The organism is Streptomyces sp. G45, assembly GCF_049542095.1.
Taxonomy (GTDB): domain Bacteria; phylum Actinomycetota; class Actinomycetes; order Streptomycetales; family Streptomycetaceae; genus Streptomyces.
The window spans coordinates 118,589-131,622 of record NZ_JBMUZU010000001.1 but is presented as its reverse complement, the minus strand read 5'-3'; the positions used below and the strand labels follow the sequence as shown (position 1 = coordinate 131,622).

Annotated in this window: 15 protein-coding genes and 1 pseudogene; 10 read left to right on the top strand and 6 right to left on the bottom strand. The window is 72.2% G+C overall.

The annotated features are described in order from the left end of the window. The first annotated feature begins 126 nt into the window (after positions 1 to 126). Entirely contained in the window at positions 127 to 522 is a 396-nt protein-coding gene (locus ACOBQU_RS00555) for a hypothetical protein (RefSeq protein WP_423623586.1), read from the top strand. 236 nt (positions 523 to 758) lie between these two features. Here ACOBQU_RS00555 and ACOBQU_RS00550 read toward each other — a convergent pair whose 3' ends face one another. After that, positions 759 to 1,946 (bottom strand): glutamate--cysteine ligase 2, encoded by a 1,188-nt coding sequence (locus ACOBQU_RS00550; RefSeq protein ID WP_423623584.1) that lies wholly within the window; start codon positions 1,944 to 1,946, stop codon positions 759 to 761. Positions 1,947 to 2,273: 327 nt separating this feature from the next. On the opposite strand from ACOBQU_RS00550, the gene ACOBQU_RS00545 reads away from it, so the two are divergent. Both ACOBQU_RS00545 and ACOBQU_RS00540 read left to right on the top strand, forming a co-directional pair. After that, positions 2,274 to 3,530 (top strand): SLC13 family permease, encoded by a 1,257-nt coding sequence (locus ACOBQU_RS00545; protein WP_423623583.1) that lies wholly within the window; start codon positions 2,274 to 2,276, stop codon positions 3,528 to 3,530. Between the two features lie 5 nt (positions 3,531 to 3,535). After that, a complete protein-coding gene (locus ACOBQU_RS00540) occupies positions 3,536 to 4,021 on the top strand; it encodes a universal stress protein (RefSeq protein ID WP_423623581.1) in 486 nt (161 codons plus the stop codon). Between the two features lie 64 nt (positions 4,022 to 4,085). Here ACOBQU_RS00540 and ACOBQU_RS00535 read toward each other — a convergent pair whose 3' ends face one another. Then, positions 4,086 to 4,244, bottom strand: a complete 159-nt coding sequence (locus tag ACOBQU_RS00535; RefSeq protein WP_423623580.1) for a hypothetical protein — start codon at positions 4,242 to 4,244, stop codon at positions 4,086 to 4,088. A 419-nt stretch (positions 4,245 to 4,663) separates the two neighbouring features. On the opposite strand from ACOBQU_RS00535, the gene ACOBQU_RS00530 reads away from it, so the two are divergent. From ACOBQU_RS00530 to ACOBQU_RS00520, 3 genes and pseudogenes are all read left to right on the top strand, one after another. After that, positions 4,664 to 4,795, top strand: a complete 132-nt coding sequence (locus ACOBQU_RS00530; RefSeq protein WP_423623578.1) for a hypothetical protein — start codon at positions 4,664 to 4,666, stop codon at positions 4,793 to 4,795. A 136-nt stretch (positions 4,796 to 4,931) separates the two neighbouring features. After that, complete coding sequence (locus ACOBQU_RS00525; RefSeq protein ID WP_423623577.1) at positions 4,932 to 5,081, top strand: hypothetical protein; 150 nt, start codon at positions 4,932 to 4,934, stop codon at positions 5,079 to 5,081. 80 nt (positions 5,082 to 5,161) lie between these two features. Next, positions 5,162 to 5,713: pseudogene (locus ACOBQU_RS00520) on the top strand (IS5/IS1182 family transposase); the annotation flags it as partial. A gap of 94 nt (positions 5,714 to 5,807) precedes the next feature. Here the strand turns inward: ACOBQU_RS00520 and ACOBQU_RS00515 are convergent. Beyond that, complete coding sequence (locus ACOBQU_RS00515; protein WP_423623575.1) at positions 5,808 to 6,557, bottom strand: helix-turn-helix domain-containing protein; 750 nt, start codon at positions 6,555 to 6,557, stop codon at positions 5,808 to 5,810. A 68-nt stretch (positions 6,558 to 6,625) separates the two neighbouring features. Between ACOBQU_RS00515 and ACOBQU_RS00510 the strand changes: the two genes are divergently transcribed. From ACOBQU_RS00510 to ACOBQU_RS00495, 4 genes are all read left to right on the top strand, one after another. Further along, the gene (locus ACOBQU_RS00510) at positions 6,626 to 7,495 is read left to right on the top strand and encodes an NAD(P)H-binding protein (protein WP_423623574.1); all 870 of its coding nucleotides are present in this window, start codon (positions 6,626 to 6,628) and stop codon (positions 7,493 to 7,495) included. Between the two features lie 279 nt (positions 7,496 to 7,774). Beyond that, positions 7,775 to 9,475 (top strand): chitinase, encoded by a 1,701-nt coding sequence (locus ACOBQU_RS00505; protein WP_423623572.1) that lies wholly within the window; start codon positions 7,775 to 7,777, stop codon positions 9,473 to 9,475. Positions 9,476 to 9,722: 247 nt separating this feature from the next. Then, entirely contained in the window at positions 9,723 to 10,706 is a 984-nt protein-coding gene (locus ACOBQU_RS00500) for a ferric reductase-like transmembrane domain-containing protein (protein WP_423623570.1), read from the top strand. Positions 10,707 to 10,903: 197 nt separating this feature from the next. After that, positions 10,904 to 11,269 (top strand): hypothetical protein, encoded by a 366-nt coding sequence (locus ACOBQU_RS00495; protein WP_423623568.1) that lies wholly within the window; start codon positions 10,904 to 10,906, stop codon positions 11,267 to 11,269. A gap of 62 nt (positions 11,270 to 11,331) precedes the next feature. Here the strand turns inward: ACOBQU_RS00495 and ACOBQU_RS00490 are convergent, their stop codons facing one another. From ACOBQU_RS00490 to ACOBQU_RS00480, 3 genes are all read right to left on the bottom strand, one after another. Then, a complete protein-coding gene (locus tag ACOBQU_RS00490; RefSeq protein ID WP_423623566.1) occupies positions 11,332 to 11,550 on the bottom strand; it encodes a DUF397 domain-containing protein in 219 nt (72 codons plus the stop codon). A 121-nt stretch (positions 11,551 to 11,671) separates the two neighbouring features. Then, on the bottom strand, positions 11,672 to 12,436 hold the full coding sequence (locus ACOBQU_RS00485) for a phosphotransferase (RefSeq protein ID WP_423623565.1): 765 nt from the start codon (positions 12,434 to 12,436) through the stop codon (positions 11,672 to 11,674). A 110-nt stretch (positions 12,437 to 12,546) separates the two neighbouring features. Further along, complete coding sequence (locus ACOBQU_RS00480) at positions 12,547 to 12,885, bottom strand: hypothetical protein (RefSeq protein ID WP_423623564.1); 339 nt, start codon at positions 12,883 to 12,885, stop codon at positions 12,547 to 12,549. Between the last annotated feature and the right edge of the window lie 149 nt (positions 12,886 to 13,034).

The window sequence follows — 13,034 nt, the reverse complement described above, 5'->3', positions numbered from 1 at the left end:
GTTTCGGCTCCGGCCGGGGCCTTCCCCTGGTGCGCCCGGTGCGCTCGACGAAGCCGCCACGGGCCCCCGTGGATCTGAGCGAAACCGGCTGGGGGCTTGTGGACCTTGCCGCGTACCCTCGGCTCCGTGCCCCGCCATCCGAGGAAGCCCCGGCGGCTCATCGCCGACGGGCGCGCGTATCTGTGGACGCTCCGTCACAGCCACGACGTGGCGGACGGCGGCCGGTCGTGCCGCGAGACCCTGACGCTGTACCCGCAACCGGCCGGGACGGGCGGCCCCCTGCGCATCGTCTTCACCGGCGGCCCGGGCCGGTACGTCCCGGGTGACGCTCCTCTGGGCTCGGGAGACGTGGGGTACGTCCATGGCGCCGACCTGAACCTGCACGAACCCGGAGCCGTCCGGGCCCTGCTCGACGCGGCGGCCACTCGCGGGTGGGAGCCGGAGGGGCGCCCGACGGAGATCGACGGCTGGTCCCTGCTGGAGGCGGCGGCCGCCGCGCGGACCGGCGCCGCTCGCACGTGACCGACCGCGCGGGCGCCCGATCGGCGCGGCGGTACCGGCATCCTGCCGTGCGGCGACGACCAGTCATCCGCCGCGGAGTTGTCCGCGTTGTTTGACGTCTCCGAACTGCGCTTTCGAACAATTCCCCGCCGCCGCAGCATGGATGTGCGTCGGCCGCCGCCTGCGCCAGGAGCAGCACACAGCGGCGGCCGACGCCTCCGAACGGCAGGGCAGGGCCGCGCCCCGGTCGACCCGGGTCAGGTGGGCGGCGCCTGCGTCCGCTGCACGCACTCCGTGATGACGGCGCTCAGGCTGTCGGTCCGGCTGAAGAGACGCCGTTGGACGCGAGCCCCGGTGCCGGTTTCGAGGAGTCGGGCCGTCTGCTCGCGGACCAGGGTGAGGTCACCGCTGTCGGCGAGGGCGTCGGTCACGTGGTCGAGCAGGGCCCGCACCACCTCGGCGCTGGGCACCGGCCGCATCGACAGCGGATGGAGCAGGGCGTCGTCCAGGCCGGAGCGCGCGGCCCGCCACGCCGCCAGCCGCAGCAGGCTGACACTGTGCCCCAGCGGCGGTGTGCCCGCGCGCCACTCCCGCGCGGCCGTCTCGACGAGGGCCCGGGCGAGCGCGGCGATCGCGACGGTGGTGCCCGCGTCGAGGCAGACGTCCGCCACCCGGATCTCGACGGTGGGGTAGCGGTGGGACAGGCGTGCGTCGAAGTAGACCATGCCCCGGTCGTGCAGCACCCCGGAGGACACCATGTCGTCGACCTGCCGCTGGTACCGCTCGGCCGAACCGAAGAGTTCCGTGGGGCCCGCCATCGGCCAGCGCCCCCACACGCGGCTGCGGTAGCTGGCGTACTGACTGTCCTTGCCCTGCCAGAACGGCGAATTGGAACTGAGCGCGACGAGCACCGCCAGCCAGGGGCGGATCCTGTCCACCACGGCCACGCCCTCCTCGTCCGACTCCACCGACACGTGCACGTGGCAGCCGCAGGTCAGCTGCTCCTGGGTGGTGAGGCCGAACTGCTCCTCCATCCACTGGAAGCGGCCGCCCACGTTGACGGACGGGCTCGCGGGCAGGGGAGAGGTGGCCAGCGCGGCGACCGAGCCGCCGACGTCCCCGGCGTGCCGGGCCGCCTCCGCCCGCCATCGGACGATCTCGGCGCAGAGGCTGTCCATGTCCGACTGCGGACGCGTGGCGAACTCGATCTGATGGCCGTGCAGTTCCCTCTCGAAGGAGTCGTCCTGGGCACACTGGTCGTCGCTGTCGCTGTCGCCGTTCCGGGGCGCGCCGCCGCTCCCCGTCGCGCCGACGTCCTCGGCGCCGTCAGGTCTGTCATCGGCGTCCCGCGCCGCGCGGGCCAGGACGGCCGCCGACAGCGCCCGCGGCTCCCCGCTCGCACGGTCGAACAGCAGAAGCTCTTCCTCCACACCTACGGTACGCACCTGATGCCGCCTCTCCGGCCCGCCTGCCTTGGACTGTGGGGGCCACCGGTCCCCAGTACCCCGACTCCTGAGACACAGCCGTGCCCCGGCACACAGCCGTGCCTCGCCCGCGGCGGTACGTGTGGCACGGCTCCAGCATGCGGTGGCCGCGCACGACGTGCCCGCCGACGGCGCGGTCGGCGGGCGGTACGGCCGGTACGCCGAGACGGCCGGTAAGGCAGCACGGTCGGCAGGGCAGCACGGTCGAGAGGGCCGCCTGGTCGGCGGGGAAGCTGCGGCAGGCCCCCGGGCGCGCCGTCGCCGTACGGCCGGGAGAAGATCCCAGGCGTGAACTCATCCGTGGCGGAGATCTTCTCCGTCGTCCTGCTGCTGGCGGTACTGGCGTGTGCCGTCATGCGTCCCTTCGGCTGGCCCGAGGCGGTCGTCGCCGTCCCGGCCGCGGGCGTGGTGGTCGCCACCGGGGCGATCCCGCTGGCGCACGTCCGGGAGGAGGCCGAGCGGCTCGGGCCGGTCATCGGGTTCCTCGCGGCGGTCCTGGTCCTGGCGCAGCTGTGCGATGACGAGGGCCTGTTCCACACGTGCGGGGCGTGGATGGCCCGCACGGCGGCCGGGCGTCCGCGGCGTCTGCTGGCGCAGGTGTTCGCGGCCGCCTCGGTGATCACCGCGGTGCTCAGCCTGGACGCCACGGTGGTGCTGCTTACGCCGGTGGTGTTCGCCACCGCCGCCCGGCTCGGCGCCCGGCCCAAGCCGCACGTCTACGCCTGTACCCACCTGTCGAACACGGCGTCGCTGCTGCTGCCGGTCTCCAACCTCACCAACCTGCTGGCCTTCGCCGCCAGCGGTCTGAGCTTCACCCGTTTCGCCGCGCTGATGGCGTTGCCCTGGCTGGTGGCCATTACCGCCGAGTACGTGGTCTTCCGCCGGTTCTTCGCCACCGAGCTGGATGCCGGGGCCCGGGCGTCACCCGTCGCCGTGCCGGGCGAGCTGCCGGTCTTCGCCCTGGTCACGGTGGTGTGCACGCTGGCCGGGTTCGTGCTGACCTCGGCCGTGGGCGTCGATCCCGTCTGGGCGGCCCTCGCGGGCGCCGTGGTGCTCGCCGCGCGGGCCCTGGCCCGGCGACGCACCACGCCCGCCGCCCTGGTGCGCGCCACCGCGCCGTCGTTCCTCGCCTTCGTCCTGGCCCTCGGCGTGGTGGTCCGCGCGGTCGTCGACAACGGCCTGGCGAGCGGGCTGGGGCACCTCATCCCCACCGGCACGGGGCTGTGGGCGCTCCTCGGCACCGCGGCCCTGGCCGCGGTGCTGGCCAACGTCATCAACAACCTGCCCGCCGTGCTGGTGCTGCTGCCGCTGACCGCCCCGGCCGGGCCGGGCGCGGTGCTGGCGGTCCTGCTCGGGGTGAACATCGGCCCGAACCTCACCTACGCCGGATCCCTGGCCACGCTGCTGTGGCGGCGCATCGTGCGCGAACACGACACCGCCGTCGAACTCGGCGAGTTCACCCGGCTCGGTGTGCTCACCGTGCCCGCCGCCCTGGGACTGTCGGTGGTGGCACTGTGGACCTCACTCACCCTCATCGGAGGCTGACCACCATGCGCGTCCTCGCCTGGATCACCGAGGGCACCTGGCCCGCCAGCATCGACGCCGTCCGCGCCCACGCGCCCGACGGCGCCGACATCGTGCTCCTCCACGTCTCCCCGGCCGACGTCCCGGGCGCGGCCCACGGCGCGTTCGCCGGTCTGCTCGGCCGCGGCCATCGCGAACGCGACCCCGGCACCCGACTGGAGCACCTGGCCGCCGTGTCCGCCGCCCAGCTCCTCGCCGAGGCCGCGCGGCGTCTGGGCCGCCCCTGCACCCGCACCGAACGCACCGGCCGCGCCGAGCGTGAAGTCGTCGCCGAGGCCGCGTACGCCGATCTGCTCGTTCTCGCGCGCGACGGCGACCGCACCCACCTCGGGCCGCGCAGCCTCGGCCCGGCCAGCCGCTTCATCGTCGACCACGCCCCGTGCCCCGTCCTGCTGGTGTGGCCCGAGCCCGCCCCCGGGATCACCGCCCTCCCGCCCTCGCCACCTCCCTGACCTGCACTTCCTCCTGCGGCGGCGCCGCTGCGGCACACCGCCGGGCCACTGCTGCCTCAAGGGCCTACATCACGGAGATCCGGGCGGTCGGGACCTGGCCCGCGAGCACCGAACGGATGCGTCGCTCCACTACGCGCGCCCAGTCCTCCGCCGACGGGCTGTCACCCGAGCGGGGCGTGTGGACGAAGACCTCGACTGGGCCGCCCCGCACGCAGACGTTCACGAACCGGTCCGTGTCGTAGCTCAGACAGTCGTCGCCGATGCCGGACTCCTCGGGGGGAGAAGCACGACCAGAAGTCGCGCGCCCGGGTCATGCTCTCCTTCACGAGTGCGACGCGGTCCGGCGCGCCGAGCTGGGCGTCCAGGTTGTCCGAGTCGTGCGGGACCATGAGGGAGAAGTGGGCGCCGTCGCCCGTGTCCTCGTTTCCGACGCTGGAGATCAGCCCGTACTCGGAGCCGCTGAGGTCCGCGGCCTCCAGCCCCGTGGCCCCGCACGCGGTCGCGTTCCCGCCCTCCGAGACGGCATCGGCGGCGTCCCGCCACCCAACGCCTGGAGGCAGCGGCTGTTGACAGCCTTTTAGTGCCAGCCATGCTTGCGCCGACGGTGACGTGCACACTCAACCAACACGGCTGGAGGCCACCATGTCGTCGAACGCACCTTCGCCGCTGGTGTTCGGGATCTACCCAGGCGGCGACTCGGCCACGGACGCGGTGATCCCGGACGCCCCCCCGCGCATCCGAGCGGTCCTGGAAGAACTGCAAGGCCACCACTGACCGAGGTGACCCCTTCTTCACAGAGATCGGGCGGCTGGGCGGCCGCCAGCGGGCGGATGCGGTCGACTACGTCGGCCTGGACTGCTTCCCGGACGTCTGGGAGCACCCCGTCGCCCCCGACGGTCGGCCCGGAGACGTGTCCGATTCCATAATCGAGGCGGTCTCAAGCGAGGGCGGCGATCTGTTCGACCAGTTCGGGATCCTGCGGGACGACTACACCCCCAAACCCGCGTTCACTGTCTACCGTCGGCTGATCGGCGAACTCGGCGCGATGGCCCTGCCCTGACGCGTGTCTCTTTGGTGGGTTGATCAGTGGGTCGGATGTGCCTGTCCGATGAGTGATCACTGATGTGATGGGGGGGCTGGATCGAGCCGCTGGTGTCGGCCGATTGGGTCCGTGGGTGGCGGTGGGCTGACCATCGCCGCACCCTTGAGGCCATCGCGTGGAAGTACCGCACGGACTCGCCCTGGCGGGACTTGCCCGATGAGCTCGGCTCGTTCCGACGACGACATCGACTGGGCCGTGTGGGTGGACTCCACGGTTGCCGCGCCCACCAGCGCTGCTGCGGCGGGCTGAGCACCAAAGTCCACCTGGCCGCCGACGGCGGCGCACGGCCTCTGGCCTTTACCGTCACCGCAGGCCAAGCCGGTGACATCCCGTAGTCGCGTCCGCCGTAGCGGCTCGGGCAGGCCGTGAACCCGGCCCTGCGTCGTGCTGGACCAGATCGGCCACCGCCCGCGGCGAGGGCGCCAAGACGGCCGCCCGGTTTCGACCGCCAAGCGCACAAGCGGCGCAACACCGTCGAGCGGTGCATCAACCGCCTCAAGCAATGGCGCGGCCCGGCCACACGAACCGACAAACTCGCCATCGCCTACGAGGCCGCACTCCACCGCACCGGCACCCTCCTCCGAACCCGAGGCCAACCGAAAGGACAGAACCTAGTTGTGCGGGAGCAAGAGGCGGCCCGGGCCCGCGCGGTCGCCGTCCCGCGCGACCGGGGCGCGGTCCCCGTCATGTGGCGCAGGCCGTCGTAGCCGGAAGGCGGCCCGCGCGGAAGGCGGTCGGCGGCACCCCCATGAGCGTGTGGAAGTCGGCGGTCATATGGGACTGGTCCCAGTAACCGGAATCGACGGCGATCCCCGCCCAACTCGCCGAACCCGCTCCGGCCAGCACGGCGCGGACCCGCTGGACGCGGGCGAAGCGCTTGGGCGCCAGGCCGACCCGGTCGGTGAACAGGTCGCGCAGACGCCGTTCGCTGACCGACAGCCGCCGGGCGAGCGCGCCGATCCGCTCGCCCGTGGTGGACAGCGAGGCGACGGCCTCACCGAGCAGCGGGGCACACGGGTCCGCGTCCCGCGGCAGGCACGCGAGCAGGACGTCCTCGAACCCCCGCAGGACCGCGTCGGTACCGGTCAACCCGTTGAGCCGGTGTTCGAGCAGGGCGGCACGGCCCGCCCACAGCTCGGTGAGCGGCACCGCCCGGTCCCGCAGTTCACTGACCGGGACACCGAACACCGACCTGGCCACACCGGGCCGCAGCCGTGCCCGGAGGCACACGGGCAGTTCCTTCCCCGGGTGGTAGGAGGCGCGGCTGCGCGGGCCGACCACCTGCAGATCACCGTCCCGGGGGCCGGTCCTGCGGTAGACCAACGCGGTGCTGGCGTCGGGCAGATGGACCAGCGGCCGCAGCCGGTCGAGCCGCATCAGCGTCACGTCCGCGACCCAGGGCCGGAGCGCGGGCATCGGGATCGTCGCCTCCACGCCGACCACTGTACGGCCTGCCGATTCTTCCTATACCGGCCGGACGGCGGAGCGGCAGGGTGCTGCGCATGATCCTTGTGACGGGTGCGACGGGCACCATAGGCACGGAAGTGGTCCGGCTCCTGGCCGAACGGGGCGAGCGGGTCCGGGCCATGACGCGGAAACCGGAAGGCGTGAGCCTTCCGGCGGAGGTGGTACGAGGAGACTTCGACGACCGTGACTCCCTCGACGACGCGGTGGACGGGGCGGACGCGGTGTTCCTGCTGGACGCGCCGGGACCGTGGATCGAACGGCACGACCTGGCGATGCTCGACGCCGTGCGGTCCCACGGCGTCAGGCGCGTGGTCAAGCTGTCGGCCATCGGCACCGGCGAGGACACCGCGCTCAGCACCAGCGCCTGGCACCTCCCCGGCGAACGCGCGCTGCGCGCGGGCGGCACGGACTGGACGATCCTCCGACCCAGCAGCTTCGCCACCAACACCCTGCACTGGGCCGCCGACATCCGGGCCGGGCAGCCCGTCCCCAACCTGACCGGGGACGGCACACAGGGAGTGATCGACCCCCGGGACGTCGCCGAGGTGGCGGTCGCGGCCCTGACCGCGCCTGGCCACGCGGGCAGGACCTACACGCTGACCGGCCCCGAACTGCTGAGCGCGCCGGACCAGGTGGAGATCCTGCGCCAGGTGCTCGGCCGCCCGATCGAGATCGTCGACGTGCCGCTCGAAGCGGCGAAGGAACAGATGATCCGCGCGGGCCAGGACCAGGAGTTCGCCGAGGGCGCGATACGGGGCCAGCGGTTCATCGCCGAGGGCGGCAACGCCCGGCTGACCGACGACGTGACGGCTGTACTCGGCCGCGGCGCCCGCACCTACGCGACCTGGGCGACAGACCACCGGACGGCGTTCGACATGCCGGTCGCCCAAGGCGAGTTCGGCTGACGCCGACCACGGCTCTCATGGCCGCCGCGGCGGCCCTCACGGCGCTCACCGCCACCGTCGTCGCGCTGGTCATCGCGGACGACGCCGGTGGCGGCCCCGGAGACCTCCGCCGCGGGTTCTCCGCGCCGGAGGTCTTGACAACTCGATTGGTCTGGACCAACTTTGCGCGCAGCGGCGGTGGCCCCCGTCGTCGCTCACGCGCTTCACCTCGCCCCCAGGAGGCACCCCGTGGACCGTGTACGTCAGCACAGACCCGGCGTTCGCCGGAGAATCAGCGCGATGATGGCCGTCGGTGCGGCCGCCGCGCTCACCGTCACCGCACTGGCCGCGCCCGCGCAGTCGGCGGACACCGACGCGGCCGCCCCCAGGGTCGCCAGCGCCAAGGCGGCGGACGTCAACGTCGCCAAGAACGCCGGGTTCGAGGCGGACCTGAGCAACTGGACCTGCGCCGCGAACAGCGGTGCCGCCGTCACGTCCCCCGTGCACGGCGGCGCGAAGGCGCTCAAGGCCACCCCGTCCGGCCAGGGCACCGCCGAGTGCTCCCAGGTCGTCGCGGTCAAGCCGAACTCGACCTATAAGCTGAGCAGTTGGGTGCAGGGCAGCTACGCCTACCTCGGCGCCCGCGGCACCGGCACGACCGACGTGTCGACCTGGACGCCGGGCACCACGTCCTGGCAGCAGCTCTCCACCAGCTTCACCACCGGCGCGAACACCACCTCGGTCACCGTGTACACGCACGGCTGGTACGGGCAGAGCGCGTACTACGTGGACGACGTGAGCGTCTTCGGCCCCGACGGGGGCGGCGGCCCCGACCCGGAAGAGGTGCCGCCCGTCCCGACCGGCCTGGCCGCGGGCACGACGACACCCACGTCGGTGGACCTGTCGTGGACCCCGTCGTCCACGGCGACGGCGTACACCGTCTACCGCGACGGCACGAAGGTCGCCTCGTCCAGCGGCGCCTCCACGACCGTCACCGGCCTCACCCCGGAGACCACGTACAGCTTCCAGGTGAGCGCCTCGAACGCGGCGGGCGAGTCGGCGAAGTCGACGGCGGTGTCCGTACGGACCCCCAAGGGTGACGGCGGCGGCGACGGCACCGTGCCGCGGCACGCGGTGACCGGCTACTGGCAGAACTTCAACAACGGCGCGACCGTGCAGAAGCTGCGGGACGTGTCCTCGCAGTACGACATCATCGCCGTGTCGTTCGCCGACGCGACCCGCACCCCGGGCGAGATCACCTTCAACCTGGACCCGGCCGTCGGCTACGCCTCCACCGCCGACTTCAAGGCGGACATCGCCGCGAAGAAGGCCGCGGGCAAGTCCGTGATCCTCTCGGTCGGCGGCGAGAAGGGCACCATCTCCGTCAACAGCGACGCCTCCGCGACGGCGTTCGCCAACAGCGCCTACGCGCTGATGCAGGAGTACGGGTTCAACGGCGTCGACATCGACCTGGAGAACGGCATCAACCCCACGTACATGACGAAGGCGCTGCGCCAGCTCTCGGCGAAGGCGGGCCCGAAGATGGTGCTCACGATGGCCCCGCAGACCATCGACATGCAGTCCACGTCCGGTGGGTACTTCCGGACCGCGCTGAACGTGAAGGACATCCTCACGGTCGTCAACACGCAGTACTACAACAGCGGTTCGATGCTCGGCTGTGACGGCAAGGTCTACAGCCAGGGCACGGTGGACTTCCTCACCGGGCTCGCCTGCATCCAGCTGGAGGGCGGTCTCGACCCGTCGCAGGTCGGGCTCGGCGTCCCGGCGTCGACGCGCGCCGCGGGCGGCGGCTATGTGGCCCCGTCGGTCGTGAACAACGCCCTCGACTGCCTGACCCGCGGCACCGGCTGCGGCTCCTTCAAGCCGTCGAAGACGTACCCGTCGCTGCGCGGCGCCATGACGTGGTCGACGAACTGGGACGCCACCTCGGGCAACGCGTGGTCGAACGCGGTCGGCCCGAAGGTGCACAGCCTCCCGTAGCGCACCAACACCCTGGAGCAAGGGGGGCGGACGGGCCGAGCACGGTCCTTCCGCCCCCTACTCCGCCCACCGTGTCCAGCACGACATCCCCTCCGCCGAGCGCGCGAGGGATGCCGCGGCAGGCGGGGCGCGTGATCGCCACCCGACGGGGCGAGCGGCCTCACCAACGCCGCGACGAGGGGTACATCGCCCGACCCGCGCCATGTACGCACCGCCTGCCGACGTCCAGCGCTCCGGAAGGCCCAGGATGCTGCCAGAGACGACACCGGAAGACGACGGCACGACCACCCCCGCCCCTGGGCGGCGCCCGGCCGACCGCGTGACCCTGCGCACCGACCTGCGGGCCGCGATACCCGACGCGACCGCTGCCGTCGCGGTCACGGCGGCCGTCTTCGCGTTCCTGTACGCCCGCATGGAGTCGGGTGACTCGGCGACGGTCGCGGTCATGCCGTTCATGGACGACGCCAGCGCCTACTGGATGTACCTGCTCAGCCAGGCGTTCGGCTGGTCCGGTCTGCTGTGGGCCTGGGGCACCGTCATGCTCGGCCTGCTGCTGTCGGGGCCGCGCCCGGCCCGGCTGCCGGTCTCCCGGCAGGTCCTGGAGCGCTGGCACCGCACCACGAGCCTGACCACCATGGCCCTGATGCTCGCGCACGCCCTGCTGTTCGCCGCCGAACTGGTCCGCTACGAGGCGCAGTTGGCGTGGGCCGAACGGTTGTGGGCGGGGTTCGCGGACGCGTTCGTGCCCGGCTGGTACGACTCCGGCACCGGCCGCGTCGCCATCCCCCTCGGCCAGGGCGCCCTCTACCTGGCCGTTCCGCTGGGCCTGCTGTTCTACGTGCGCCAGCGCATCGGCGCGAACACCTGGCGGCGGCTGCACCGCTTCGTGATCGTCGTGTACGTACTGAGCGTGTGGCACACCCTGCTGTACGGCACCAACGTCTGGTACGGCGAGTGGCCCCGCACCGTGCTGTGGCTGCTGCAACTCCCGGTCGCGGCACTGCTCTTGCTGCGCCTGCTGCGGCCCGCCCGGCGGACCGAACGGCTGCGCGCCCCGAGGCGGGACGCGGGGGTGTCACTGCCGGGCTGGGCGGCGCGGGCCGTCGGCCGCGTGCTGGCGGCGGCCGTCGTGGTGGGGCTGGTCGTCGTGGTGGTGTCCGGCCGAGACGGCGGCCGCGAACGCCCGCCCGAGCCGCTCTCGACGAGCCCCCACGCCCACGAGCCCGAGTGATCCGGGCGGCCCGGTCGCGGGTCCCGGAACTCGGCCGTGAACCGACGGTGCCTCAGAGGGAGTTCCACACTCCCGCCCAATGCGCCCCCATCGCCACCTGTAACCGGCCCACCCCGGTGCGTAACGTATGCCGGGAATGCTCACGCGCCTGTTCGCGCCCCGTTCCTGACGGGTTCTCAGCGCTGGAGGTTGGGACAATGAAGCGCCTTCGGATCATCACCGTCCTGGGCATCGCGGCCCTCGCCACCACGGCGGTCACCGTCGCCGCTCAAGGCAGAGGCATCGACGAGCCGCGTGAGTCAGCGCCTCGGCAAGGTGAGTTCCTCCAGGTACGGGAATCGGTGACGGTCCCTCCGGGCGAGTTCCGTACGGTGACGGTCGACTGTCCGGCGGGCCGGACGCCGACCGGCGGAGGCTGGACGGCGTCGGGCGGCGTCGAAGCGAACTTCGTCATCATGGATTCCTACCCGCTCGACAGGTCCTGGACCGCGGACGGCAGGAACACCGGCACCGTCAACGCCATCCTCACCGTCGAGGCGGTCTGCGCTGTCGGATCGCCGTGACGCGACGGGCGAAGCCCCCGCGCCGAGACGGTCAGGGCACGGCCGTCAGCGCAGACCCGGCCTCAGCCGAACTCGCCGTCGCGTACGCCGTCGCGGAAGGCCGCCCACTCGTCGGCGGTGAACCGCAGGGCGCCTCGTCCGGGGTTCTTCGAGTCCCGCAGGGCGACCGCGCCACCGGGAAGTTCCGCCACCTCCACGCAGGCCCCGTCGCCGCCGCTCTTGGTGCTCTTGCGCCAGGAGACGGCCGTCAGGTCCTGCTCGTACAGCTCCTGCTTACGCATGACGATCTCCCTTCGACACCCTCCACGATGCGCCCTACTGCTCGGTTGCGCACCCAGGCGCGGAACACGGGAGAACGACGCGGGCCCCACGCCCTGGCGCAGGTCTCACCCCCTGCTACCGCTACAGGCAGCCGGTGAAGGTGTCCTCGATCCACTGGGCGTCAGTGAGGTAACGCAGGTCATGCCCCTCGGCGACGTGGCGGCTGAACGCCGGGTGTCCCGCTGCCGCGTGCTCGCGCATCAAGGCCGCGAGCGCCTTGAGCCGCGTCGCCGCGGTGGCGGGAAGCTGGGCGCGTTCTTCCGGGGACAGGCCGTACGCGTCAGCGAAGAGCCGCAGACGGCGAAGCGCCTCAGGCACCGGGATGGTCAGGTCCACCTCGTCCGGAGCGTAGAGCGGGACGAACCGGTACGCGGTGTACGCGGCGTCCCACACACGCGGAGCGGGGTGAGCGGTGTCGAAGTCGAAGAGCGCGACGGGGAGCTGTCCGCGGAAAACGGTGTTGTAAGTCGCCGCGTCACCATGGCAGATCACTTCCGATGGAGCACGCGGCGGCAGTTGCCAGACGTCGTCCGGACCCCACTCGAAACTCGCCGAGGCGTCGTGGAAGGCCCGCAGCAGACGCCCCATGGCGACCAGGGACGCGTCGCTCCTCACCTGCGGCGCGAGAAAGTCGTGCCCGACATCCCCCGGAAGGAACTCCACGTGTTCCTCCGTGCCGTCCTCGCTGAGTCCGTATGGACGCGGCGCTCCGGTGAAGCCCTCACGCCGCAGATGCGCGAGCAGGCGCTGGACCGTGGGACTCCAGGGGCCAGCGGGCCGGCGGACACGGCTGCCCTCGCGGACGACCTCATTGACGCCACCGACGAACACTTCCCGATCTTCCACGGAAGGAGGCTAACCAGTTCGGTTCCCCCTCGGCACTCGGAATTCCGGGAGAACGCCCGCGCGACGTCCATCCAGTACCCCGGCGTGCGCACGGGCAGCCCATGAGAGGGTCACTTCCAGGCGACGGCCACGACCACGGCGGCCGCCGTGAACACGCCCACGGCGTAGAAGGCCCAGGGTCTCTTGTTGCGCATGCCCACGAATGCCGTCGCCGCCACCAGGACGTCCAGGGCCAGTTTCACCCCCATCTTCGTGTGCGATACGGGCAGGTCCAGGGATATCCGGGTCCAGATGAGTCCCGCACCGGTGACCAGCTGCACGACCGCGCTGCTCAGCATGTAACTGCCCGTCACCAGGTCCTTCCCGCGCAGCTGGTAGAAGAGGCCACCGAGGATCGCGGCGAACCCGAAGAGGTGGAAGACGAGGAAGGTGTTCCGAAGGATCTCCATGCCGGTGATCGTTCCACAGCGGCCGAGCGGATTGACGGCCCTTGTGCGGGCACTTGTAGGACCGAGGGGGAGGGGCTGGTTCGCGGGCCGTCGAAGACAGCGCATCGGCGTGCGCTGACCGAACTGCTACGGCCAGGGCCCGGCGGGAG

Excerpts from the sequence above, each read along its gene's own strand:
- ACOBQU_RS00495 (WP_423623568.1), top strand. The coding sequence starts at position 10,904 with ATGAAGCGCCTTCGGATCATCACCGTCCTGGGCATCGCGGCCCTCGCC.
- ACOBQU_RS00530 (WP_423623578.1), top strand. The coding sequence starts at position 4,664 with ATGTCGTCGAACGCACCTTCGCCGCTGGTGTTCGGGATCTACCCAGGC.
- ACOBQU_RS00500 (WP_423623570.1), top strand. The coding sequence starts at position 9,723 with ATGCTGCCAGAGACGACACCGGAAGACGACGGCACGACCACCCCCGCC.
- ACOBQU_RS00540 (WP_423623581.1), top strand. The coding sequence starts at position 3,536 with ATGCGCGTCCTCGCCTGGATCACCGAGGGCACCTGGCCCGCCAGCATC.
- ACOBQU_RS00480 (WP_423623564.1), bottom strand. The coding sequence starts at position 12,885 with ATGGAGATCCTTCGGAACACCTTCCTCGTCTTCCACCTCTTCGGGTTC.
- ACOBQU_RS00505 (WP_423623572.1), top strand. The coding sequence starts at position 7,775 with ATGATGGCCGTCGGTGCGGCCGCCGCGCTCACCGTCACCGCACTGGCC.
- ACOBQU_RS00490 (WP_423623566.1), bottom strand. The coding sequence starts at position 11,550 with ATGCGTAAGCAGGAGCTGTACGAGCAGGACCTGACGGCCGTCTCCTGG.
- ACOBQU_RS00510 (WP_423623574.1), top strand. The coding sequence starts at position 6,626 with ATGATCCTTGTGACGGGTGCGACGGGCACCATAGGCACGGAAGTGGTC.